This window comes from Jiangella endophytica (genome assembly GCF_003427025.1).
Classification (GTDB): domain Bacteria; phylum Actinomycetota; class Actinomycetes; order Jiangellales; family Jiangellaceae; genus Jiangella; species Jiangella endophytica.
Map to the genome: position 1 here is coordinate 179,704 of NZ_QVAI01000012.1, position 20,918 is coordinate 200,621.

The 20,918-nt window shown below is 71.9% G+C and carries 29 protein-coding genes; 12 read left to right on the forward strand and 17 right to left on the reverse strand.

Annotated features, from left to right (window positions below; genetic code table 11):
• Positions 1-4 precede the first annotated feature (4 nt).
• On the reverse strand, positions 5-913 hold the full coding sequence (locus DZA62_RS23000) for a DMT family transporter (RefSeq protein WP_116951272.1): 909 nt from the start codon (positions 911-913) through the stop codon (positions 5-7).
• A gap of 59 nt (positions 914-972) precedes the next feature.
• Here DZA62_RS23000 and DZA62_RS23005 point away from each other — a divergent pair, with 59 nt between their 5' ends.
• Positions 973-1,581: a TetR/AcrR family transcriptional regulator gene (locus DZA62_RS23005; RefSeq protein WP_116951273.1), complete on the forward strand. Its 609-nt coding sequence runs from the start codon at positions 973-975 to the stop codon at positions 1,579-1,581.
• Positions 1,578-1,970: an SCO4402 family protein gene (locus tag DZA62_RS23010; protein WP_116951274.1), complete on the forward strand. Its 393-nt coding sequence runs from the start codon at positions 1,578-1,580 to the stop codon at positions 1,968-1,970. The genes DZA62_RS23005 and DZA62_RS23010 overlap by 4 nt, the downstream gene beginning before the upstream one ends.
• A 58-nt stretch (positions 1,971-2,028) precedes the next feature.
• Here DZA62_RS23010 and DZA62_RS23015 read toward each other — a convergent pair whose 3' ends face one another.
• Positions 2,029-2,589 carry a DoxX family protein gene (locus tag DZA62_RS23015; protein ID WP_116951275.1) on the reverse strand — a complete coding sequence of 187 codons (561 nt, stop codon included), beginning with the start codon at positions 2,587-2,589 and terminating at the stop codon, positions 2,029-2,031.
• Positions 2,590-2,638: 49 nt separating this feature from the next.
• Between DZA62_RS23015 and DZA62_RS23020 the strand changes: the two genes are divergently transcribed.
• The 4 genes from DZA62_RS23020 (at position 2,639) to rsrA (ending at position 5,021) form a co-directional block, all read left to right on the forward strand.
• Positions 2,639-3,355, forward strand: a complete 717-nt coding sequence (locus DZA62_RS23020; protein ID WP_116951276.1) for an SOS response-associated peptidase — start codon at positions 2,639-2,641, stop codon at positions 3,353-3,355.
• Complete coding sequence (locus DZA62_RS23025; protein WP_198664082.1) at positions 3,355-3,990, forward strand: alpha/beta hydrolase family protein; 636 nt, start codon at positions 3,355-3,357, stop codon at positions 3,988-3,990. The genes DZA62_RS23020 and DZA62_RS23025 overlap by 1 nt, the downstream gene beginning before the upstream one ends.
• Positions 3,991-4,122: 132 nt before the next feature.
• The gene (locus tag DZA62_RS23030; RefSeq protein ID WP_116951277.1) at positions 4,123-4,746 is read left to right on the forward strand and encodes a sigma-70 family RNA polymerase sigma factor; all 624 of its coding nucleotides are present in this window, start codon (positions 4,123-4,125) and stop codon (positions 4,744-4,746) included.
• On the forward strand, positions 4,743-5,021 hold the full coding sequence (rsrA, locus tag DZA62_RS23035) for a mycothiol system anti-sigma-R factor (protein WP_116951278.1): 279 nt from the start codon (positions 4,743-4,745) through the stop codon (positions 5,019-5,021). Before DZA62_RS23030 ends, rsrA begins: the two co-directional genes overlap by 4 nt.
• Positions 5,022-5,178: 157 nt before the next feature.
• On the opposite strand, the gene DZA62_RS37670 is transcribed toward rsrA, so the two are convergent.
• Both DZA62_RS37670 and DZA62_RS23045 read right to left on the reverse strand, forming a co-directional pair.
• Positions 5,179-5,253, reverse strand: a complete 75-nt coding sequence (locus tag DZA62_RS37670; protein WP_370246331.1) for a 50S ribosomal protein bL37 — start codon at positions 5,251-5,253, stop codon at positions 5,179-5,181.
• Between the two features lie 79 nt (positions 5,254-5,332).
• Positions 5,333-6,028 carry a DUF5317 domain-containing protein gene (locus DZA62_RS23045; protein WP_116951280.1) on the reverse strand — a complete coding sequence of 232 codons (696 nt, stop codon included), beginning with the start codon at positions 6,026-6,028 and terminating at the stop codon, positions 5,333-5,335.
• A 101-nt stretch (positions 6,029-6,129) separates the two neighbouring features.
• On the opposite strand from DZA62_RS23045, the gene DZA62_RS23050 reads away from it, so the two are divergent.
• Positions 6,130-6,345: a biotin/lipoyl-binding carrier protein gene (locus DZA62_RS23050; protein ID WP_116951281.1), complete on the forward strand. Its 216-nt coding sequence runs from the start codon at positions 6,130-6,132 to the stop codon at positions 6,343-6,345.
• Positions 6,342-6,734: a thioesterase family protein gene (locus DZA62_RS23055; protein WP_116951282.1), complete on the forward strand. Its 393-nt coding sequence runs from the start codon at positions 6,342-6,344 to the stop codon at positions 6,732-6,734. The genes DZA62_RS23050 and DZA62_RS23055 overlap by 4 nt, the downstream gene beginning before the upstream one ends.
• Here DZA62_RS23055 and DZA62_RS35875 read toward each other — a convergent pair.
• On the reverse strand, positions 6,722-6,880 hold the full coding sequence (locus DZA62_RS35875) for a hypothetical protein (protein ID WP_157987847.1): 159 nt from the start codon (positions 6,878-6,880) through the stop codon (positions 6,722-6,724). The two genes, DZA62_RS23055 and DZA62_RS35875, sit on opposite strands and share 13 nt — an antisense overlap.
• A 93-nt stretch (positions 6,881-6,973) precedes the next feature.
• On the opposite strand from DZA62_RS35875, the gene DZA62_RS23060 reads away from it, so the two are divergent.
• Complete coding sequence (locus DZA62_RS23060) at positions 6,974-7,936, forward strand: GlxA family transcriptional regulator (protein WP_116951283.1); 963 nt, start codon at positions 6,974-6,976, stop codon at positions 7,934-7,936.
• Positions 7,937-8,105: 169 nt separating this feature from the next.
• Here DZA62_RS23060 and DZA62_RS23065 read toward each other — a convergent pair whose 3' ends face one another.
• Together DZA62_RS23065 and DZA62_RS23070 are read right to left on the reverse strand one after the other, a co-directional pair.
• Positions 8,106-9,770, reverse strand: a complete 1,665-nt coding sequence (locus DZA62_RS23065) for an acetolactate synthase (RefSeq protein ID WP_198664083.1) — start codon at positions 9,768-9,770, stop codon at positions 8,106-8,108.
• Positions 9,767-10,225: a MarR family winged helix-turn-helix transcriptional regulator gene (locus tag DZA62_RS23070; protein ID WP_116951284.1), complete on the reverse strand. Its 459-nt coding sequence runs from the start codon at positions 10,223-10,225 to the stop codon at positions 9,767-9,769. Before DZA62_RS23070 ends, DZA62_RS23065 begins: the two co-directional genes overlap by 4 nt.
• 70 nt (positions 10,226-10,295) lie before the next feature.
• Here DZA62_RS23070 and DZA62_RS23075 point away from each other — a divergent pair, with 70 nt between their 5' ends.
• Positions 10,296-11,153, forward strand: coding sequence for a TIGR03560 family F420-dependent LLM class oxidoreductase (locus DZA62_RS23075; protein ID WP_116951285.1), 858 nt, complete (start codon positions 10,296-10,298; stop codon positions 11,151-11,153).
• 1 nt (position 11,154) lies between these two features.
• Here the strand turns inward: DZA62_RS23075 and DZA62_RS35880 are convergent, their stop codons facing one another.
• The 3 genes from DZA62_RS35880 to DZA62_RS23085 are packed head-to-tail and all read right to left on the reverse strand — an operon-like array spanning position 11,155 to position 12,823.
• The gene (locus DZA62_RS35880) at positions 11,155-11,295 is read right to left on the reverse strand and encodes a hypothetical protein (protein ID WP_157987848.1); all 141 of its coding nucleotides are present in this window, start codon (positions 11,293-11,295) and stop codon (positions 11,155-11,157) included.
• 51 nt (positions 11,296-11,346) lie between these two features.
• On the reverse strand, positions 11,347-11,928 hold the full coding sequence (locus DZA62_RS23080; RefSeq protein ID WP_116951286.1) for a dihydrofolate reductase family protein: 582 nt from the start codon (positions 11,926-11,928) through the stop codon (positions 11,347-11,349).
• A 13-nt stretch (positions 11,929-11,941) separates the two neighbouring features.
• Entirely contained in the window at positions 11,942-12,823 is an 882-nt protein-coding gene (locus DZA62_RS23085; RefSeq protein ID WP_116951287.1) for a DUF2785 domain-containing protein, read from the reverse strand.
• Positions 12,824-12,888: 65 nt separating this feature from the next.
• Here DZA62_RS23085 and DZA62_RS23090 point away from each other — a divergent pair, with 65 nt between their 5' ends.
• A complete protein-coding gene (locus tag DZA62_RS23090; RefSeq protein ID WP_408619442.1) occupies positions 12,889-14,364 on the forward strand; it encodes a sensor histidine kinase in 1,476 nt (491 codons plus the stop codon).
• A 95-nt stretch (positions 14,365-14,459) separates the two neighbouring features.
• Here DZA62_RS23090 and DZA62_RS23095 read toward each other — a convergent pair whose 3' ends face one another.
• The 7 genes from DZA62_RS23095 to DZA62_RS23125 form a co-directional block, all read right to left on the reverse strand.
• A complete protein-coding gene (locus DZA62_RS23095) occupies positions 14,460-14,711 on the reverse strand; it encodes a WhiB family transcriptional regulator (protein ID WP_053203257.1) in 252 nt (83 codons plus the stop codon).
• 385 nt (positions 14,712-15,096) lie between these two features.
• Positions 15,097-16,023, reverse strand: coding sequence for a diacylglycerol/lipid kinase family protein (locus DZA62_RS23100; protein WP_116951289.1), 927 nt, complete (start codon positions 16,021-16,023; stop codon positions 15,097-15,099).
• A 35-nt stretch (positions 16,024-16,058) separates the two neighbouring features.
• Positions 16,059-16,955: an RNA polymerase sigma factor SigF gene (locus tag DZA62_RS23105; protein ID WP_198664085.1), complete on the reverse strand. Its 897-nt coding sequence runs from the start codon at positions 16,953-16,955 to the stop codon at positions 16,059-16,061.
• Complete coding sequence (locus DZA62_RS23110) at positions 16,952-17,341, reverse strand: ATP-binding protein (protein WP_116951291.1); 390 nt, start codon at positions 17,339-17,341, stop codon at positions 16,952-16,954. Before DZA62_RS23110 ends, DZA62_RS23105 begins: the two co-directional genes overlap by 4 nt.
• A gap of 81 nt (positions 17,342-17,422) precedes the next feature.
• A complete protein-coding gene (locus DZA62_RS23115) occupies positions 17,423-18,181 on the reverse strand; it encodes an amino acid ABC transporter ATP-binding protein (protein WP_116951292.1) in 759 nt (252 codons plus the stop codon).
• Entirely contained in the window at positions 18,178-18,963 is a 786-nt protein-coding gene (locus DZA62_RS23120) for an amino acid ABC transporter permease (RefSeq protein ID WP_116951293.1), read from the reverse strand. The genes DZA62_RS23115 and DZA62_RS23120 overlap by 4 nt, the downstream gene beginning before the upstream one ends.
• Before the next feature lie 5 nt (positions 18,964-18,968).
• The gene (locus tag DZA62_RS23125; protein WP_116951294.1) at positions 18,969-19,865 is read right to left on the reverse strand and encodes a basic amino acid ABC transporter substrate-binding protein; all 897 of its coding nucleotides are present in this window, start codon (positions 19,863-19,865) and stop codon (positions 18,969-18,971) included.
• An 83-nt stretch (positions 19,866-19,948) separates the two neighbouring features.
• Between DZA62_RS23125 and DZA62_RS23130 the strand changes: the two genes are divergently transcribed.
• Positions 19,949-20,914: a zinc-binding dehydrogenase gene (locus DZA62_RS23130; protein WP_116951295.1), complete on the forward strand. Its 966-nt coding sequence runs from the start codon at positions 19,949-19,951 to the stop codon at positions 20,912-20,914.
• Positions 20,915-20,918 lie beyond the last annotated feature (4 nt).

Consider the following 20,918-nt stretch of genomic DNA (forward strand, 5'->3'; position numbering starts at 1 on the left):
CCACTCACCTCTCCTCCGGCGGGCCGACGCGTCCACGGCGTCCGAGAACCATCCACACCGCGAGTCCGGACACGGCGAACCCGGCGAGCGTGGCCACTCCGAGCGACTCCCCGAACATCGCCCACGCCCACACGGCGGTCGTGGGCGGCGTCAGGTACAGCAGACTGCTCACCCTGGTGGCGCCGCCCCGCCGCAGCACCAGCAGGTACGCCCCGTACCCACCGGCGGTCGACAGCACGAGCACCCACACGACCGCCCACCAGAACCCGCTCGACTCCGGCACGAAGAACCGCCCGAACGCGACCGCCTCGCCGGTGAACGCGACCGCCGCGATCACGACGTGCACGCTCAGCGACACGGTCAGACCTCCGGCCGGCCGCCACCGCTGCTCCAGCACGGTGCCCGCCGAGAGCGCCAGCATGCCGCCCACCGGCAGTAGGTACGTCCACGCCGACCCGCCGGCGCCGATGTCGTCCGCGACGACGATGCCGACGCCTACCAGGCCGAGCCACAGCCCCAGCCGGGCGCGTCCGCTGACCGCCTCGCCGAGCAGCCGTCGCGCGGCCGTCGCGACGACCAGAGGCTGAAGGGCCGCGATCAGCGCGGTCGTGCCGGCGGGGACGCCGAGGCCGATGCCCGTGACCACGCCGCCGAGATAGAGGGTCTGCGAGAGCAGGCCCACGACGGCGTGCCGGCCGAGGTCGCGGCGGGCCATCCGGACCAGCGACGGCGCGACGACCGGGAGCAGGAGCGCCGCGGCGACCAGGTAGCGCCACGACAGGAGAGTGTCGGCGGGCGCGTGCTCGGTGCCGAGCCGGGCGCCGATGAACCCGGAGCTCCAGAAGACGACGAGCGCGGTGGCGGTGCCGACGTCGACGGCCGAGGTGCGGGGGGCGAGCTGCGTCGTCGTCATACCGCCGATATAAACACACCGGTCGGTATACTGTCAGTGTCCACAACGGAGGAGCGGCGATGGCACGGAGGCAACCGGGCACCCTCACGCCGGCGGGGCAGCGGCTGCTCGACACCGCGAGCACGCTGTTCTATCGGCACGGCATCCGCGCGGTCGGCGTCGACGCCATCGCCGAGGCCGCCGGCACCACGAAGAAGACGCTGTACGACCGGTTCGGGTCCAAGGACGCGCTGGTCGCGCTCTACCTGGGCCGCCGGTTCGAGCGGTGGCGCGCGTTCGTCGCCGCGTATCTCGACGAGCACGCGCCGCGGCCCGGCCCGGACCGGGTGCTGGCGGTGTACGACGCACTCGCGCAGTGGCAGCGCGACGCCGACCGCGGGTGCGCCTTCGTCAACGCGTTCGCCGAGATCGGCGGCACCGACCACCCGGGGGTGGCGGTGATCCGGGCGGAGAAGGACACGGTCCGCGAGCTCTACGTCCGGCTGGTCGCCGAGGCCGGTGTGCCGACGGCCGAGGCCACCGACGTGGGCCTGCGGCTGGCGCTGCTGCACGAGGGAGCGCTGGTGACGATGACGGCGGGCGGGCAGCCCGACGCGCTGACGCACGCCCGCGCGGCTGCCGCCGACCTGCTGGCGGCGGCCCTGGACGAATCGTGGAACACACCATGACCGACGAGATCCAATACCCATCGATGCGCGCGCAGATTGTTTCGGCGCTTGAATCCCTCAGCGATCCGGTCCACCAGTCCACCCGCTGGGGCCGGGTCGAGGAGGGCGTCAACTACTACGACGACTTCTCGATGGCCGTGCACATCCTCTATGACGACACGACGGTGTTGCCCTCACCCGAGAACTCGGTTCCGTCGCTGCTGCACCCCGAGGAGGTGCCCGCGCTCCGGGCGCTCGACGAGGCTCTGGACCCGATGATCACTGACTTGAGCGGCAGCCCGGATGAGGTCTATCTCGCCGATCCCCGGTGGGCGGGGGTCGTCGGCGCGGCCCGTACGGCGCTGCTGACCATGCGAAGCTCCGATCAGAACGACCCACCGGCCTCGTGAGCGAACTCGAGCGTGAGCCGGGCCTGGACTTGAACGTCCCGGCCCGAGCAGGGCGCCGTCAGGGCGAGACGCGGTGCTGCACCGAGCGCAGGCCCGCCCGGGCCTGACCGGCGGTGGCCTTGGCGGCCAGCCTCGCCTCGCGCTTGGCCGTCTTGGTGGCCCGCTTCGCGTCCTTGGCGGCTCGCCGCGCCCGCCAGGACAGGCCCGGCTTGCCCTCGGTGTCGACGCTGGCCAGCAGCAGCCCACCGGCGAGTCCGACGTTCTTCAACGCCTGGATGCGCTGGGTGTTGCGCTGGGTGGGGTCCTCGATCGTCCAGAACGGGTGCCCGGCCAACGTCGTCGGGACCAGCGACGCCAGCAGCGCGACCGACGCCAGCCGCGGGAACCTGCTCGTGGCCAGCGCCAGCCCCGCGCCGACCTGCACGCCGGCGTTGATGCGGACGAGGGTCTTCGGGTCCGTCGGCAGCTGCGGCGCCCGCTTCTGCAGCGTGGGGCCGAAGCGGTCGGAGAACGTGGTGGCCGCGGGGAGCAGCGGCTCGGGGTCGCGCAGGTTCTTGGCGCCCTGCGCGATGAAGATCGTCGCGAGCATCGGGCGGGCGATCATTCGGACGAGGCTCATACCCCTTGCCTACCACGAAACCCGCGCTCGCCGGTGCGAGGATGGGCGTATGTGCGGACGGTACGCGGTCAGCCAGAGCGCCGACGACCTCGCCGACGAGTTCGGTGTCGAGCGGGCGGAGGTGCGCGAGCGCCTCGACCCCGACTGGAACGTCGCCCCGACCAAGAAGGTCTACGCGGTGCTCTCGCGCGGGAGGAAGGACGAGCCCGCCGAGCCGCCGGTGCGCCGGCTGCGCACGCTGCGGTGGGGCCTGGTGCCGTCGTGGGCCAAGGACGTCGCCATCGGGAACCGGCTGATCAACGCGCGGGTCGAGACCGCGGCGGAGAAGCCGGCGTTCCGCAAGGCGTTCGCGCTGCGCCGGTGCATCCTCCCGGCCGACGGCTTCTACGAGTGGCGCGGTGAGAAGGGGCAGAAGCAGCCGTTCTTCATCCACCCGAAGGACGGCTCGCTGGCCATGGCCGGGCTGTACGAGATCTGGCGCGACAAGAGCAAGCCCGAGGACGCCGACGACGCGTTCGTGTGGTCCGTGGTCATCCTCACCACCGACGCCACCGACGACGTCGGCCAGATCCACGACCGCATGCCCATGCTGGTCGGACCGGAGAGCTGGGACCGCTGGCTCGATCCCGGCAGCACCGACGCCGACGACGTGACGCGGCTGCTGACCCCGGCCGTGCCGGGCGTCCTCGACGCCTATCCGGTGTCGACCGACGTCAACAAGGTCGGCAACAACGGCCCGCACCTCGTCGACCCGGTGGAGCTGTGATGGCGCCGGTCCGGACCACGGTGAGCACCCCCATCGGCGAGGCCGCGTTCTGGACCGATGCCGCCGACGAGCCCCGGCTGCGGCTGGTGCTGGGCCACGGCGCCGGTGGCGGGCCGAAGGCGGCCGACCTCGAGGCGCTGTCCCGCGAGCTGCCGGCCCAGGGCGTCACCGTCGTCCGGTTCGAGCAGCCGTGGCGGCTGGCCGGCAAGAAGGTCGCGCCGCGCCCGCCGGTGCTCGACGAGGCCTGGCTGGCGGCGCTCGCGACGCTGCCGCGCGACGTGCCGCTGGTGCTCGGCGGACGCAGCTCCGGCGCCCGCGTCGCCTGCCGCACCGCCGCCGAACTGGACGCCGCCGGCGTGGTCTGCCTGGCATTCCCGCTGCACCTGCCCGGCAAGCCTCAGGCGTCGCGGCTGCCCGAGCTGACCGGCGCCGCCGAGAAGCTGCCCGTACTCGTCGTCCAGGGTGAGCGCGACACCTTCGGGGGTCCGGGCGAGTTCCCGGCCGGCCCGCACCGGCTGGTCACGATCCCCGGCGCCGACCATGGAATGCGGGTGCTCAAGGGCCACTCGCAGCGCGAGGCGATCGACGCCGTCGTGGCCGCCGTCAGCGCGTTCCTGGCCCCGCTGGGGGAATGAACCGGGCACCGTCGCCGTTGACCCCAACGGAACGACAGAGTCTTGGAGGTTCAGCTGACTGTGGGTGCAACGTGCTTGGAGCGACCGGTGTCCGAGGACACGGGAAGCGACGGCCGGGCGACGTGGGAAGCCATGACGCCGGTAGACTTGACGGCGATGGCTGATCAGGAGAGTGACGAGCAGCGCACGCAGCGGTTCGAGCGCGATGCGTTGCCGTTCCTCGACCAGTTGTACTCGGCGGCGCTGCGCATGACGCGCAACGCGAGCGATGCCGAGGACCTGGTCCAGGAGACGTTCGCGAAGGCCTACGCCTCGTTCCACCAGTTCAAGGAGGGAACGAACCTCAAGGCGTGGCTCTACCGCATCCTGACCAACACCTTCATCAACACCTACCGCAAGAAGCAGCGCGAGCCGCAGCAGAGCGCCACCGAGGAGATCGAGGACTGGCAGATGGCCCGGGCCGAGGCGCACACCTCGTCCGGCCTGCTCTCGGCCGAGGCCGAGGCACTGGCGCACCTGCCCGACTCCGACGTGAAGAACGCCCTGCAGGAGATCCCCGAGGAGTTCCGCATCGCGGTCTACCTCGCCGATGTCGAGGGCTTCCCGTACAAGGAGATCGCCGACATCATGGGGACACCCATCGGCACGGTGATGTCCAGGCTGCACCGTGGCCGCCGTCAGCTGCGCGGGCTGCTCGAGGACTACGCCCGCGAGCGTGGGCTGGTGCCGAAGGTCACTCAGGAGGTCGGGGGATGAGCTGCGACGACAACGAGGTCGACTGCGCTGAGGTTCTCGATCGGGTCTACGTCTTCTTCGATCACGAGCTCGAAGGCGACCGCGCCCTGACGTACGACGAGATCAAGGCGCATCTCGACGACTGTCAGCCGTGCCTGTCGACCTACGACATCGAGCGCGTCATCCGCGAGGCTGTCGCCCGCGCCTGCGGCTGCGACCACGCGCCCGACGAGCTGCGGCTGAAGATCCGCGCTCGCATCCAGGAGGTCCGGGTGCAGATGACCCGGACGCCCTGACCAACAGACGTCGCACACACGAGAGCCCCGGCCCTGCCGCTGCAGGTACCGGGGCTCTCGTCGGTGCGGTGCGCCCAAGGGGCTGGCTAACGGATCTTCGGCGGCGCGGATCGACGACTGGACGCCGCCCGCATCCACCAATATCCGTCAGACACCCCTAGGAGTTGGGGCGCTTGCCGTGGTTGGCGGCGCTCTTCTTGCGCGAACGGCGCTTGCGTGCCTTCTTGCCCATGGCGAGCTGACTCCTCTCCGGGATCGGTGTGTGCTGCCGACGGCCGGACCGCCGGGATCCGCAGATGACGGTGCGACCGTCACGCGGTGACGCGCGGCGACTCCGGCGCGGTCGCGTCGTCGTCCATTGTCGCATGACCGGCGGCCGGTTCCGGCGGGGGCGGTGGCGGGGCGGACGGCCGGGGCCGCGGCACGGGCCGCTGCTGGGGCCGTCGGGGCGTCTCGGCGCGCTCGCGGGCCGACGCCGTACGCCGTCCGGTCATCGCCGTGGCCAGCGCGGCCGCGACACCCGCCGCGACCGCGACGTCGCCCGGGCTGACCGCCTCCGGGCTGGGCGGGAACGCGACCGGGATGGTCTTGCCCAGCCACCGCAGCCGGGTGTCGTCGGCGGCGACCGTGACGACGCCCTCCTCGGGCCGCTCGGCGACCGTCGTCTCGACGCCGGCCCGCACCTGTGCCGACGGCGACACCGGCATGCCGCCGTTGAGCAGGATGACCAGGCCGTTCGCGGCCAGTCCGAGGGCGATCAGCCGGGCGCCGTGGTACTCGCGGTTGAGCCAGGCGTAGAAGCCGATGGTGAACCAGCACAGCGCGGTCATGACGGGCAGCAGCGGCTCCCAGGCCCAGCTGCCGCCGACGCCGATGGCGTACGCGCCGAGCGCGGTGAGGATGAGCCGGCTGCGGATCGGTGGCCGTTCGCCGAGCCGACGCAGGCGCCCGCCGCGTGCGTACCCCGCCGCCAGGCCGGCGGCCAGGGCGAGCAGGAGGAGCGCCATATCATCATCCTGACCTGGCCCGGCGCCGAACCGGGGACGCCACGCCCGGGAGTCAGCAGCTTCGTGGTGGAATGCTCCGAGCAGGCGAGAGGAGTCAGCGCGTGGCCGAGATGGTCGCCGCCGAGATGGTGGCGAATGTCCACTCCGTGGCGGTATCCGTGGGTGACCAGGTCGATGCGGGGGCGACCCTGCTGGTCCTGGAGTCCATGAAGATGGAGATCCCGGTGTTGTGCGAGGACGGCGGACTCGTGTCCGAAGTCAAGGTCGGCCCAGGCGACGTCGTCCAGGAGGGCGACGTGCTGGTCGTCATCTCGTGACCGCGCTCGGTCCAGGCCTGACGGCGAGCGAGTCGCACACCGTCACCGAGGTCGACACCGCGCTGGCGGTGGGCTCCGGCGACGTCCCCGTGCTGGCGACGCCGCGGCTGCTGGCGTGGATGGAGGCCGTGACCGTGGCCGCCGTCGAGGACGTACTCGCCGACGGCGACACCACGGTGGGCACTCGGGTCGAGGTCGATCACGTCGCGGCGAGCACGCTCGGCGCCCTCGTGGAGGTGCGCGGCGAACTGGCCGCCGTCGACGGGCGGACCCTGCGGTTCGACGTCGTCGCTCTGGACGGCGACGGCGAGCCGGTGGGCCGTGGGACGATCACCCGCGCCGTCGTGGGGCGCGAGCGGTTCCTGGCTCGTTGGGCTCAGCGCGCGTAGGGGTGCGTGGGCAGGGTCGGCGACCAGTCGTCCTCGGTCCGCGGGAGCGGATGCCGAGGGCCGCCGTCCTTGACCGTCCACCGGGCCGCGGAGACCGCGGCGGCGAGCGCGACTGCCAGGACGAGAAGAACGAATACTGTGCTCATGGCAGTAATTCTGCTCTCCTCGTGATTCTGCCAACAGTGGCAGGACTGCCAGTAGGCATCGACTTCCTGCCAGTCGTCTGGCAGACTGTCTGAATGCTGCGAAATGTCGCTGTCCTGGTGCTCGACGGCGTCGCGCCGTTCGAGCTCGGCGTGCTCTGTGAGGCGTTCGGCATCGACCGCTCCGAGCAGGGTCTGCCCGTCATGGACTTCGACCTGTGCGGGCCGTCTCCGCAGGTCCGCACGTCGCTCGGGTTCGGGGTGACGCTCGAGCACGGCCTCGACCGCCTCGAGTCGGCCGACCTCGTCGGCGTGCCGGCCGTGCCGCGGATGAACCCGGTGCCCGACGACGTGCTCGACGCGCTGCGCACCGCCGTCGACCGTGGCGCGCGGGTGCTGTCGGTCTGCTCCGGCGCGTTCGTGCTCGGCGCCGCCGGCCTGCTCGACGGCCGCCACTGCACCACGCACTGGATGTACAGCGACGAGCTGTCCGCCCGGTTCCCCGCGGCCAAGGTCGACCCCGGCGTCCTCTACGTCGACGACGACCCGATCATCACCAGCGCCGGCACGGCCGCCGGGCTGGACGCCAGCCTGCACCTGTGGCGCAAGGAGTTCGGCGCCGACGCCGCGGCCATGGTGGCCCGGCGCATGGTCGTCCCGCCACACCGCGACGGCGGCCAGGCGCAGTTCATCGAGGCGCCCATCCGCGCCACCCCGGCCCGCACGCTGGCCGGCGTCGTCGACTACATGGTCGCCCACCTCGACCAGGACCTCGCCGTCGACGACCTCGCGGCGCTGGCCAACATGTCGCCGCGCACGTTCGCCCGCCGGTTCCGCGCCGAGACCGGCACCACGCCGTACGAATGGCTGCTGACGGCCCGGCTGGCGGCCGCGCAGCGCATGCTCGAACGCGGCGACGACGTCGTCGAGACGGTGGCCGCACGGGCCGGTTTCGGCACCGCGGCGGCCATGCGGCACCACTTCGCCAAGCGGCTGGGCACCACGCCGCAGGCCTACCGGGCGGCGTTCTGCGACCGCCGCCCGGCATCCACCGCCTGACGAGAAATGATCACGTCAAGTGGGGGTGCTCCCGCTCCCACAGGCATGCATGCCTAGTGGGGCGAGCACTCGCCTGGGCCAGTACGGCCGAGGACTCCGTTCGCTTCCCCAGGAATGCATGCCTATGGGAGCGGGAGCACCCCCACTGAACGTGATCATTTCGGCGGGGTCAGATGCCGGTGGTCGAGCGCGGGTAGGCGACCTTCGGGTCGCACTGGACGTTGACGAGGTACGGCACGCCGGCGTCGAACGCGCGGCGCAGCGCCGGGCCGACGTCGCCGGGCTCGGTGACGGTCTCGCCGGCGCCGCCGAGGGCCTCGACGACGGCGTCGTAGCCGGTCTCGGGGCGCAGGTCGGCGGCGACGTCGTAGCCGTACAGGAAGCGCATGGGGTGCTTCTCCAGGCCCCACGCGCCGTTGTTGCCGACCACCATGACCACTGGCAGGTCGTGCCGGACCAGGGTGTCGACGTCCATCAGCGACATGCCGGCGGCGCCGTCGCCGTAGAGCAGCACGACCTGGCTGTCGGGGCGGGCCAGCCGGGCGGCCGCCGCGGCCCCCGCGCCGGCGCCGAGGCAGCCGTACGGGCCGGGGTCGAGCCAGCAGCCGGGCTTCCCGGGCTCGATCAGCTTGCCGGCCCACGACACGAAGTCGCCGCCGTCGCCGATGACCACGGCGTCGTCGTCGAGGACGCGGTTGAGCTCGCCGTAGATGCGCGCCGGGTGGATCGGCTCGCCCTCCGACACCAGCAGCGGCGCGTCGCGTTCGACGGCGGCGGCCGCCTGATCGCGGAGGCCGTTGGCCCAGTCGTCCCAGCGGCGTGTCGCCCGCAGCTGGTGCAGGATGCCGTCGAGCACCAGGGTGAGGTCGCCGGCGGCGCCGGCGGCCAGCTCGACATGCTTGGCGAGGCCCTCGGGGGAGTCGGTGACGTGCACGACCTTCGCCGGTGCCGAGCCGTCGGAGCCGCCGAACGTGCCGAACCCGAGCCGGAAGTCCAGCGGCGTGCCGACCACGACCACGAGGTCGGCGTTCTTGAACGCGGCCGACCGAGCCCGGTTGACCAGCAGCCGGTGGCCCTTCGGCAGCACACCGCGGCCCATGCCGTTGGCCACCACCGGGATGCCGGTCTCGTCGGCGAAGCGCAGCGCGGCCTCCTCGGCGCCGTCCATCCAGACGTCCGAGCCGAGCACGACGACCGGGTGCCGGGCCTCGCCGATCAGGGTGGCGATGGCGGTGAGGCTGTCGGGGTCGGGTTCCGCCCGCGGCGCCGGCGGGGTGAGCTCGAGCGTGACGTCGGCGAAGCTGTACAGCTCGTCCATCGGGACGTCGACGAACACCGGCCCGCGGTGCGCCGACCGCGCCACGCTGAGCGCGCGGTCGATGACGCCGCCGACGTCGGCGGCCTTGTGCGCCGTCGTCGACAGCTTGGTGACCGGCGCCAGCAGCGGCGGGTGGTCCAGTTCCTGCAGCGCGCCGGTGCCCCAGCGCCAGGCCGGTGCGCGGCCGCCGACGGCCAGCAGCGGGACGCCGCTGAAGTGCGCCTGCGCGATGCCGCTGATGCCGTTGGTGACGCCCGGGCCCGCGGTGAGCACGACCAGCCCGGGCTCGCGGGTGAGCTTCGCGGTGGCCTCGGCGCCGAAGACGGCGGTCTGCTCGTGGCGCACGTCGACGATGCGGGTCGGCGACTCGGCCTTGACCACGGCGTCGTACAGCGGGAACACGTGGGCGCCGGACAGCGTCCACATGGTGCCGACGCCGTGCGCCTCGGCGACGGCCAGGGCGTGCTGGCCGGCGTGGCCGTTCAGGGTGAGATCTTTGCGCTGCGAAATACTCACGCGGTCACCGTACCGGAATCCACGCGTCGATCATGGCGTAGTGGCGTGAGTGCCTCGTGCAGGGCCCGCAGCTGCGCCTCGTCGAGCCGGAGCAGGTCGGCCGGCGGCGCGTACATGGCCCGCACCAGCTCCGCCCGCATGGCCGCCCCGCGCGGCGTCAGGACCACGAGCCGGGCCCGCCGGTCGGCCGGGTGCACCCGGCGTTCCGCGAGGTCGAGGCGTTGCAGGCGGTCGACGGTCCAGGTGGCCGTGGATGCGTCGCACTGCCACTCGGCGGCCAGCTCCTTCATCGTCCGGCCGTCCTGGTCGTCCAGCGAGTGCAGCGCCTTGTACTCGTTCGCCGTCAGGCCGAGCCGGGCCAGGACGGCGTCGCGCTCGGGGCGGGACCGTACGAGGAGGTCGAACATCAGCCGCCAGGTGTCGGCGGCGAGCGTGGCGTGGTCGTCGGCGGGCACGTCGCCAGCATACTGCTTGGATGGCTCCAATAGTTTGACGAGTCCAAGTATTCGGTTCTAGGGTCGGACCATGAAGGTCAGCATCAGCGTCACCACCTACTCGTGGCCCGGTGGCGGGCTCACCGACGAGCTGACGCGCGTCGTGCGGACCGCCGACCAGGCCGGCATCGACACGGTCTGGGTCGCCGACCACCTGGTGCAGGGCGACCCTGCCTCGCATCTCGACGACCCGATGCTCGAGGCGTACACCACACTCGGCTATCTCGCCGGGCAGACCGAGCGGGTCCGGCTGGGCACCATGGTCTCGGCCGCGACGTTCCGCGCCCCAGCGCTGCTCGTCAAGGCCGTCACGACGCTCGACGTGCTCTCGGACGGCCGCGCGTGGCTCGGCGTCGGCGCCGGTTACCACGGCGACGAAGCCCGCATGATGGGCCTGTTCCTGCCGCCCACGGCCGAGCGGTTCGAGCGGTTGGAAGAGCTGCTGCGGCTGGCCACGCAGATGTGGGCCGGCGACGAGTCGCCGTTCGAGGGCGTCCATTACCGGCTGGACCGGCCGATCAGCAGCCCGAGCCCGGTCACCCGGCCGCACCCGCCGATCGTCGTCGGCGGGACGGGGGAGAAGGTCACGTTGCGGCTGGTGGCGCAGTACGCCGATGCCTGCAACCTGTTCGACATCCCCGACGGCGGGCAGACCGTCCGGCGCAAGCTCGACGTCCTGGCCCGGCACTGCGACGCCCTCGGGCGCCCGTTCGACGACATCGAGAAGACCCTGGCCATGGCACTGGAGCCGGACGAGCCGGCCGCGTCCTTCGTGGCCCGTGCGCGGGCCGCGCGCGAGTTGGGCATCGAGCACGTCGGCGTCATCGTCCGGGGCGCCGGCTGGACCGAGCGGCAGATCGAGACCGTGGCGGCCGCCGTCGGCGCGTAGCTCAGGCGGCGGCGCCGCGCCGCTCGGCCACCCGTTCGCGCACCGCGGGGACCACCTGGGACGTGAACAGCTCCGGCTGGGCGGCCGGGTCGGTGGGGTCGAGACCGACCCCGAAGGTGAGGGGGCGTCCGGAGTCGGCCACGCCTTCATCGTCGGCGCCCCGGGCGCCGATGGCGACATGGTGGTCAGTGACTCACCCTGTCGCGGGCCGGACGACCTCGTAGCGCAGGTGGGTGACGTCGCGGCCCTCGAGGCGCCGCACCGGCCGCAGCTCGACCCGCCGGCCGTCGTCGCCGAAGAGCCGGCGGCCGCCGCCCAGCAGCACCGGCACGAGATGGAGCTCCAGTTCGTCGAGGAGGCCGGCCCGCAGCAGCGACTGTGCCGCGGCCGCGCCGTGCACCATCACGGCGCGGTCGCCGGCGGCGGCTCGGGCGTCGTGCACGCACGCCGTGAGATCGGAGTAGAAGACCGTGCCGGGCGCCGCCGCGGGCTGCTCGCCGGGGCGGCTGGTGAGGACGTGGATCGGCACGCCGTTGTGGTGGTCACCCTGCCAGCCGCCGGCCAGGTCGAACGTGCGCCGGCCGGAGATGATCGCGCCGGTCGCCATCGCCTCGCCGAACACCTGCCCGTTGACCCCGGTGCCGTGGCGGTCGTCGAGCCAGTTGAACAGCCGCCCACCGCCACGGCCGAGTTCCTGGCCCGCGCGGTCGTCCGGGCCGGCGATGTAACCGTCGACGGACATCGTCATGTACAGGCGGATCGGTGCGGTCGTCATGGGCGCGGCCGGTTCAGCGCTGGCGGTACAGCCACGGAGCGCTGGAGCGCAGCGTCGCCTGCAGCGCCAGCAGCAGGTCGGAGCGGACGGAGGGCATCGGCTGGACGGTGCTGGCGACGTTCTGCGCGGGGGTGCCCTGCACGCCCAGCAGCAGCTGCAGGTGCAGCGCCCGCAGGTAGTCGAGGGTGTTCTCGCGCGCGGCTGCTCGCGACGACGGCGGCCGGGCGTCGTCGCGCCAGGCCTGAGCCAGCCGTTCCAGCCAGCCCTCCAACGGCTCGATGCTGACGAGGTCGCGGTGCAGGACCGACATCGTCGCGTAGGCCAGCCGCTGCTCCTCGCCGGCGGAGAACCGGTGCCGGGTCGGCGAGGTGAGCCGCTCGGCGACGACGTCGAGCAGGACGCGCAGCTCGTCGGCGCTCAAGTGCCGCGACGCGCTCAGTGCGCCGAGGACGTCGGCGCCGTGCACGAGCGCGTTGGCCCAGCCCTGGTTGGGGGTCCAGCCGCGTAGGTCGCGCTCGCCGAGCAACCAGCCGACCGCTTGGTCGGCCCAGGTGAGGACCGCCGCCGGGTGGAGTCCGTGGGTGGTGTTGTCGCGGGCGATGACCTCGGCCAGCACGCTCGCGGAGAACGAGCGGCGCAGGACGGAGTCGGTGCCCTCTTCGCCGAGGCCCTTCTTCAGCCCGAGCGCCAGCCCGTCGCCGAGCCCGATGAGCAGGTCGTCGTAGACGCCCTCGCGGATCCAGGTCTGCAGGACCGACCGGGCGATGTCCTCGCGCACGTGCGGATCGGTGTCGCCGAGCATCGTGACCAGCTCGATCGTGAGCTCGTCGAGGGCAGCACCTTGGGGTAGCCGGAAGCCGTCGGCGACGACCTGCTCCCAGTACGACTGCTGCACGGAGCAATCCTCGCAGAACCACCTCCATGGAGGGAAGCGACGTGACGAGAGCTACGCTCGGTGACGTGCCGTCGCTCAACGACGTCGTCCAGCGTCATACCGACCTCTCCGAAGCAGATCTCGACTGGCTGCATGCCCTCATCGCCGACTGGCAGCTGCTCGCCGACCTCTCCTTCGCCGACCTCGTGCTCTGGGTGCCCGACCGTGACGGCGAGGGGTACCGCGCCGTGGCCCAGATGCGTCCCACCACCGGCCCGACGGCCTACGTCGAGGACCTGGTGGGCACGTACCTGGTGAAGGGCCGCCGGCCGCTCATCGACACCGCCTACACCGCGGGCGTCATCCGCCGCGAGGGCGACCCTGAGTGGTGGGACGACGTCCCGGTGCGGGTCGAGGCGATCCCGGTGCGCCACGACGGCCGGGTGATCGCCGTCATCGGCCGCCACACCAACCTCATCGCGGTCCGCACCCCCAGCCGGCTGGAACTGTCCTACCTCGAGTGCGGCAGCCAGTTGGCCACGCTGATCACCGAGGGCCGGTTCCCGCACTCCACGCGCACCGACATGGGCCGCCGGGGCGCGCCCCGGGTCGGCGACGGCCTGGTCCGCCTCGACGCCGACGGACAGGCGCTCTACGCCAGCCCCAACGCGGTCTCCGTCTACCGGCGTCTCGGGCTGGCCGCCGACCTCGTCGGCCAGCATCTCGGCAAGGCGACCGCCACGCTGGCGCCGCCGCCGGGCGCGCGCGACGAGCCGCTCGAGGACGTGCTGGGCGGGCGGCAGCACGTCCGCACCGAGATCGAGGGCAACGGCACGGTCATGACGTTGCGGATCATCCCGCTCGACCCCGCCGGGCAGCACGTCGGGGCGCTGGCGCTGTGCCGCGACGTCACCGAGGTGCGCCGGCGCGAGCGCGAGCTGCTGACCAAGGACGCGACCATCCGCGAGATCCACCACCGGGTCAAGAACAACCTGCAGACGGTGGCGGCACTGCTGCGGCTGCAGTCGCGGCGCATCGCGTCGGCCGAGGGGCGTGCGGCGCTGGACGAGGCGGTCCGCCGGGTCGGCTCGATCGCCATCGTGCACGAGACGCTGTCGCAGACCGTCGACGACACCGTCGCGTTCGACGACGTCGCCGACCGCCTGCTCGGCATGGTCGCCGAGGTGGCCGCCACGACGTCCGACGTCAGGGCGACGCGGTCGGGGACGTTCGCGATCCTGGCCGCCGAGACGGCGACGCCGCTGGCCATGACGCTGACCGAGGTGCTGCAGAACGCCGTCGAGCACGGGCTGGGCCGCCGCGGCGGCGCGGTGCTGCTGACGGCGGAGCGGTCGGAGGGGCGGCTGCTGGTGACGGTCGAGGACGACGGCGTCGGCCTGCCGCCCGCGTTCGACGCGACCACCACCGGGAACCTGGGACTGCAGATCGTCCGGTCGCTGGTGGTGGGCGAGCTGGGCGGAACGCTGGACATCGGGCCGCGAACCGGTGGCGGTACCCGGGTGGTGCTGGATCTCCCGGTCAAGGCCGACGCGCCGCGCTGACGGGGCGCCTCCGGGCGAGCCGGGTCCGGACATACCGACGCCCCGCCATTCCGGGGTTCTGGCGGGGCGTAGCGTTCAGCGCGGGTGTCGGTGTCTCAGTAGGCTCGCGCGCGGGCTCGGGCGTTGCGACGCTTCAGGGCACGACGCTCGTCCTCAGACAGCCCGCCCCAAACGCCGGCGTCCTGACCGCTCTCGAGCGCCCAGCTCAGGCAGGCCTCGCGTACGTCGCAACGGCGGCAGACGGTCTTGGCCTCCTCGATCTGAAGCAGCGCGGGCCCGGTGTTCCCGATGGGGAAGAACAGCTCTGGGTCCTCGTCTCGACAGGCGGCACGGTGGCGCCAATCCATGGTTCTCACAGCTCCTTATGGTGTGGTGCCGGACGGCTCGGCCGTCCAGCCACGTTGCAGTACGTGAATTCGTTCACGAATCCCTGCCCGGCCCTGTGGCTTCATGAGGCCGAGGGGGATGACGCGAAGTCTTGCGGCGGCCTACTGCGCGCTCCTGGCGCGCCTGTAACCGCGTCGCCCTACCAGGGTGACAAGTTCGTGATGCATCTACAAGGGCTTTGTGTAATCCGTCTCATGAAGGTCGGTGTAGCGTCGGTCACAACATCGGTTCAAAACAGCCAAGATGGGACGATAACCGGCACCTCCTGCCCTGGCAAGGGTGCTGCGGACCTGCATCCGGCCGGGTTCGGCCCGTCTACCGGCTTCGGATCGACGGAGGCTCCACTTAGTAGGCGATCCGAAGCGCCTGTGGCACCGACGTCAGCGTGATCTCCGTCCGCTCGCCGATGTAGTCGCCGTCGACCTGCACCGGCTGCGGTTCGGGCGCGCGCAGCACGATCTCCTTGCGGTCGTGCAGCGACACGACGGCCCGCCCGCGCGGCCCGCGCCGCGTCGTCAGCTGGGCCAGGTGCAGCAGTGTCGGCGCCAGCCGCAGGCTGGTCAGTCCGAAGACGTCGAGACCGGCGTTGAGGTCGGCGAACGGCGTCGGCCGCAGCGGCCGGGCGCCCAGATACGTCCACGGCGTGCAGTTCGTGATGATGACGACCGCCAGCCCGGCGACCGGCAGCCCGCCGTCGGCGGTGAGCTCGATGATGCCGTGCCGCCGCTCGGGCTGGGCGAAGAAGCGCCGGACGGCGGTGCGGACGTACAGCTGGACGGTCGACACGCGGCCGCGTTCACGCTCGCCCTCGACGGCGTGGATGACGTCGGCGTCGAGCCCGAACCCGGCGGTGAAGGTGAAGTAGCGGTCGTCGACCCGCCCCAGCCCGATGCTCTGCCGCCTGCCGGTGCGCAGCGCGTCCAGCAGCAGCCCGGTGGCCTCGATGGCGTTCTCGGGGATGCCGAGGTTGCGGGCCAGCACGTTGGTGCTGCCGCCGGGGATGATGGCGATGTCGGGGACGGTCTCGCCCTCGGCCGGCGCGGGATCGAGAAGGCCGTTGACCACCTCGTTCACGGTGCCGTCGCCGCCCACCGACACGACCAGCCCCACGCCGTCGGCGCGGGCCTTCCTGGTCAGCTCGGTGGCGTGGCCGCGATGGGTGGTCTCGGCGACCTCGAGATCGAGGTCGTTGCTCAGCGCCGACAGCAGCACGTCGCGGGTGCGCACGGACGTGGTCGTCGCGTTCGGGTTGAGGACGACGAGGGCGCGCATGCCTGACAGCCTACGGTCCGTGGTTGCGCCGCCGGTCAGCGGAACATGGTCTCACGCAGTTGGATCAAGGTGCGCGCCAGCAGCCGGGACACGTGCATCTGCGAGATGCCGATCTCGCCGGCGATCTGCGACTGCGTCATGCCGCGGAAGAACCGCAGCACGATGATGCGCCGCTCGCGGTCGGGCAGGACCTCGAGCATGCGGGCCAGCGTCTCGCGGTTCTCGACGCCCTCGAGCGCTTCGTCGTCCTTGCCGATGGTCTCGATGGTGCTCGGCGCGTTGTCGCCCGGCTCGGGGGAGTCGAGCGAGACCGTGCTGTAGGCGGACGCCGTCTCCAGGGCCTCGAGCACTTCGTCCTCGGTAGTGCGGGTGGCCTGGGCCAGCTCGGCGATGGTCGGCGACCGGCCCAGCTGCTGCAGCAGGTCCGTCGTCGCCGTGCTGATGGACAGCCGCAGCTCCTGCAGCCGGCGCGGGACCCGGATGGCCCAGCCCTTGTCGCGAAACCAGCGTTTGATCTCGCCGAGGATGGTCGGGGTGGCGTACGTGGAGAACTCGGCGCCGCGGCCGGGGTCGTACCGGTCGATCGCCTTGATCAGGCCGATGGTCGCCACCTGGACGAGGTCTTCGTACGGTTCGCCGCGGCCGGCGAACCGGCGGGCCAGGTGTTCGGCCAGCGGCAGGTGCAGCGTCGTCAGCCGGTTGCGGATCTCGGCCCGCTCGGGAGCGTCGGCGTCGAGGTTGGAGAGCAGCTCGAGCAGCGCCCGGCTGGTGGCGCGGTCGACGGTGCCGCGCGTGGTCGCGCCCTCGGCCGGCTCGGCCTCGATCGGTCCGACGGCCACCACCGGCCGGACGACGTCGACGGCCGTCCCGGCGGGCTCTTCGGTGGCCTCGCTGGTCAGCCGCGCCTCGGCAGCTCCCACCGCCTGACTCAACCCCGCTTCTTGCGCAGCATGATGGACACCCGGCCGTCCTCGGCGCGCGAGTGGACCTCGCCGGCGAGCGCGGACAGGACGGTCCACGCGAAGCTGTCGCGGCTGGGGAGGTCGGTCTGCGCCGCGGGCACCGACACGACGACGTCGAGGATGTCGGTGTGCAGCTGGAAGCTGCAGTGCATGTTCGAGCCGGGGACGGCCAGAGGCAGCAGCATGGCGCCGGCTTCGTCGACGGCGATGCGGAGGTCCTCGATCTCGTCGAGCGTGAACCCGATGCGGGCGGCCAGTCGGGCGGCGGTCGTCCGCAGCACGGTGAGGTAAGCGCTGGACGCCGGTACCTGAAGCTCCACCAGGTCTCCGAACGACGATCCGGACTCGCTCACCAAACCTCCTCGTGTGAGTTGCTCCGGACCACAGTGTCACATGCGCGCCGGAACGCGTAGTCGGGCACTGTGCGACGAGGAGGGTCAGAGCACCTTCGAGAGGAAGGCCTGAGTGCGTGCGTGCTGCGGATCGGACAGGACCTCCCTGGGACGGCCCGACTCCACGATGGCGCCGCCGTCCATGAAGATCAACTCGTCGCCCACCTCGCGTGCGAAGCCCATCTCGTGGGTGACGACCATCATCGTCATGCCGCTGCGGGCCAGGTCGCGCATGACGTCGAGGACGTCGCCGACCAACTCCGGATCGAGCGCCGAGGTCGGCTCGTCGAAGAGCATCATGTCCGGATCCATCGAGAGCGCGCGGGCGATGGCGACGCGCTGTTGCTGGCCGCCGGAGAGGTGCGCCGGGTAGGCGTCGACCTTGTCCATGAGGCCGACCCGCTCGAGGTTGTGCCGGGCGACCTCCGCCGCCTCCGCGCGGCTGCGGCCGAGCACGCGCCGCTGGGCGATGGTGAGGTTGCGCAGCACGCTCAGATGCGGGAACAGGTTGAACTGCTGGAACACCATGCCGATGCGGGCGCGGATCCGGTCGAGGTCGATCTCGGGATCGAGGATGTCGATGCCCTCGACCCGGATGCCTCCCGACGTCGGCTCCTCCAGCCGGTTCACGCAGCGCAGCAGGGTCGACTTGCCCGAGCCGCTGGGTCCGATGACGCAGACCACCTGGCCCGGGTCGACGGTGAGGTCGACCCCCTTCAGCACCTCCAGCTCGCCGAAGCTCTTGTGGAGGGCGACGACCTCGATGGCCGGGATGCCCGCCACCGGCGCCGGGGCGGCCGTCACCGCGACCGTCCCAGACGCCGCTCGAGGACCGCGACCAGCCGGGTCAGCGGAATCGTGATCAGCAGGTAGAGCATCGCCGCCATCAGCAGCGGCGTGCTGTTGTTGGAGTTGATGACGCCGTCGCGCGCGAACGTGGTGATCTCCTTGGTGTCGAGCGTGGACCCGGCGATGAACAGCAACGACGTGTCCTTGATCAGCAGGACGAACTCGTTGGTGAGCGGCGGGATGACGATGCGGAACGCCTGCGGGAGCACGATGGAGACCATCGTGCGGCCGGCCGGCATCCCCAGGGACCGGGCCGCCTCGGCCTGGCCCTTGGGCACGCCCTGGATCCCCGCCCGGATGCTCTCGGCCATGTAGGCGCCCGCGACCAGGATCAGCGCCAGCAACCCGGCTCCCACCGTCCCGCCGGGCACGTGCACCTGGAACGCGATCGGCAGCACGTACGCCATCGCGAAGATCGTCAGCAGTGCCGGCAACCCGCGGAAGAGCTCGATGTAGGCCACCGCGAGCCAGCGGTACGGCAGCACCGTCGACAGCTTCATCAGGGCGAGGAGCACGCCCAGGACCAGCCCGCCGCTGAACGCGATGATCGTGAAGAGCACGGTGTTCTTGGCCGCGATGGTGATCATCTCGGGCAGCTGGTCACGGGCGACGTCGACCTGCAGGAAGTTCGTCTTCAGACGTTCCCAGTCCGCCGAGACGGCCACGACGACGACCGCCGCGGCGAACACCAGGTAGAGAACGCCTTGGCGGATCCGTCGCTGCGTGGTCCGGCGCACGGCGGTCAGCTCGTGCTCGGGCTGGGTCCTGTTGGGCTCGCCGCTCCCGTCGAGTCCATCGCGAAGTACTTCGCGTAGATCTGGTCGTAGGTGCCGTCGTCGCGCAGCGCCTGCAGCTGCTGGTTCACGGCGTCGAGGAGTGCGGTCTTCTCGCCCTTGCTGAAGGCGAAGCCGTACTGCTCGTCGGTCTGGTACTCCTCGACCACCTCGTAGTTCGGGTCGGAGCGCGCGTGGGTCTGGTTGACGGGCAGGTCCTGCAGGATGGCGTCGATGTTGCCGGCCTGCAGCGCCGGCCACAGCTCTCCGTCGCTCGGGAACGACTGCGGTGGGTTCGCACCCTCCGGCAGGTGCTCCTTGGCGTAGATCTCGCCGGTCGTGCCCTGCTGGACGCCGACGGTCTTGCCGTCGAGGTCGTCGAGCGAGGTGATCCCCGAGTCGGTGGCCACCAGCAACGACTGCAACGAGTCGTAGTACGGCGTCGAGAAGTCCAGGTGCTGCTTCCGCTCGTCCGTGATGGTCATGGCGGACGCGCCCAGGTCGCACTGGCCGGCGGCCAGCACGGCGCCGCTCTGCAGCGGGTCGAACCCGACGTCCTGGACGGCCATCTGCAGCCCCAGCCCGTCGGCGATGGCCTGCATCAGGTCCATGTCGAAGCCGCTGTAGCCGCTGGGCGCGTCCGAGCTCTCGATCTCGAACGGCGGGTACGGGACGTCGGAGCAGACGGTCAACGTGCCGTCCTGGACCAGGCCGAGGTCGGCCGCTTGGGTGCCACCGCCCGTGGCGGTGGCGCCGCCACCGTTGTTGTTGTCGTCGTCGCCGCCGCACGCGGCCAGCAGGAGCGTCGCGGCGGCGGCAGTGGCGGCGAGCCGGGTCAACCCGGCGATGGTGTTCTGCCTGGACATGGCATCCCCCCTTGGACGCGCCTACTGTCCTGATCGCATCCTGCCACCGCTCGTGCCAGTCGGACGGTCAGTAGGCTCGGGGAATGTTCGCCGCCTACGCCTCGACCCTGGACGCCGACGACCCTCTCGCCGGGCTGACCCTGGGGGAGCGGCCGGAGCCGTCGGTCCCCGACGGCTGGACGACGGTGACCGTACGGGCGACCGCGCTCAACCACCACGACCTCTGGTCCCTGCGCGGCGTCGGCCTCGACGCGGGCCGGCTGCCGATGATCCTCGGCTGCGACGCGGCGGGCGTCACCGACGACGGCCGCGAGGTGCTCGTCCACGCCGTCGTCTCCGATCCCGACTGGCGCGACGACGAGACGCTGGACCCCAAGCGCACGCTGCTGTCGGAGCGATATCAGGGCACGTTCGCCGAGCGGGTCGCGGTGCCGGCACGGAACCTGGTGCCCAAGCCGGCGGTGCTGTCGTTCGAGGAGGCGGCCTGCCTGCCGACCGCCTGGCTCACGGCGTACCGCATGCTGTTCACCCAGGCACGGGTGACGCCCGGGCAGACGGTGCTGGTGCAGGGCGCCGGCGGCGGGGTGTCGACGGCGCTGGTGGCGCTGGGCGCGGCGGCGGGCGCGAGGGTCTGGGTGACGTCGCGGAACCCGGACAAGGCGGCGCGAGCGCTGTCGCTGGGCGCCGACCAGGTGTTCGCCGGCGGTGAGCGGCTGCCGGCCCGGGTCGACGCCGTCATGGAGACCGTGGGCGCGGCGACGTGGCAGCACTCGGTGCGGTCGCTGCGGCCGGGCGGCACGCTCGTGGTGTCCGGCGCGACGTCCGGTTACGTCGCCGAGACCGAGCTGAACAGGGTCTTCTTCCTGCAGCTGCGGCTGGTGGGTTCGACCATGGGCACCCGCGACGAGCTGGTCCGGCTGCTGGCGTTCTGCGAACGGACGGGCCTGCGGCCGGTGGTCGACCGGGTGCTGCCGCTCGAGCAGGCCCGCGACGGCTTCGCCGCCCTCGACTCCGGCGACGTCTTCGGCAAGGTCGTCCTCACGCCCTGACGGG

Bases quoted from the DNA above. Each gene is read 5' to 3' on its own strand.
- DZA62_RS23030 (WP_116951277.1), top strand. From the start codon at position 4,123: ATGACGCCGGTAGACTTGACGGCGATGGCTGATCAGGAGAGTGACGAG.
- DZA62_RS23015 (WP_116951275.1), bottom strand. From the start codon at position 2,589: ATGAGCCTCGTCCGAATGATCGCCCGCCCGATGCTCGCGACGATCTTC.
- DZA62_RS23080 (WP_116951286.1), bottom strand. From the start codon at position 11,928: ATGACGACCGCACCGATCCGCCTGTACATGACGATGTCCGTCGACGGT.
- DZA62_RS23075 (WP_116951285.1), top strand. From the start codon at position 10,296: ATGAAGGTCAGCATCAGCGTCACCACCTACTCGTGGCCCGGTGGCGGG.
- DZA62_RS23045 (WP_116951280.1), bottom strand. From the start codon at position 6,028: ATGGCGCTCCTCCTGCTCGCCCTGGCCGCCGGCCTGGCGGCGGGGTAC.
- DZA62_RS23000 (WP_116951272.1), bottom strand. From the start codon at position 913: ATGACGACGACGCAGCTCGCCCCCCGCACCTCGGCCGTCGACGTCGGC.
- DZA62_RS23010 (WP_116951274.1), top strand. From the start codon at position 1,578: ATGACCGACGAGATCCAATACCCATCGATGCGCGCGCAGATTGTTTCG.
- DZA62_RS35875 (WP_157987847.1), bottom strand. From the start codon at position 6,880: ATGAGCACAGTATTCGTTCTTCTCGTCCTGGCAGTCGCGCTCGCCGCC.
- DZA62_RS23005 (WP_116951273.1), top strand. From the start codon at position 973: ATGGCACGGAGGCAACCGGGCACCCTCACGCCGGCGGGGCAGCGGCTG.
- DZA62_RS23025 (WP_198664082.1), top strand. From the start codon at position 3,355: ATGGCGCCGGTCCGGACCACGGTGAGCACCCCCATCGGCGAGGCCGCG.
- DZA62_RS23095 (WP_053203257.1), bottom strand. From the start codon at position 14,711: ATGGATTGGCGCCACCGTGCCGCCTGTCGAGACGAGGACCCAGAGCTG.
- DZA62_RS23100 (WP_116951289.1), bottom strand. From the start codon at position 16,023: ATGCGCGCCCTCGTCGTCCTCAACCCGAACGCGACGACCACGTCCGTG.
- DZA62_RS23060 (WP_116951283.1), top strand. From the start codon at position 6,974: ATGCTGCGAAATGTCGCTGTCCTGGTGCTCGACGGCGTCGCGCCGTTC.
- rsrA (WP_116951278.1), top strand. From the start codon at position 4,743: ATGAGCTGCGACGACAACGAGGTCGACTGCGCTGAGGTTCTCGATCGG.
- DZA62_RS23020 (WP_116951276.1), top strand. From the start codon at position 2,639: ATGTGCGGACGGTACGCGGTCAGCCAGAGCGCCGACGACCTCGCCGAC.
- DZA62_RS23130 (WP_116951295.1), top strand. From the start codon at position 19,949: ATGTTCGCCGCCTACGCCTCGACCCTGGACGCCGACGACCCTCTCGCC.
- DZA62_RS23125 (WP_116951294.1), bottom strand. From the start codon at position 19,865: ATGTCCAGGCAGAACACCATCGCCGGGTTGACCCGGCTCGCCGCCACT.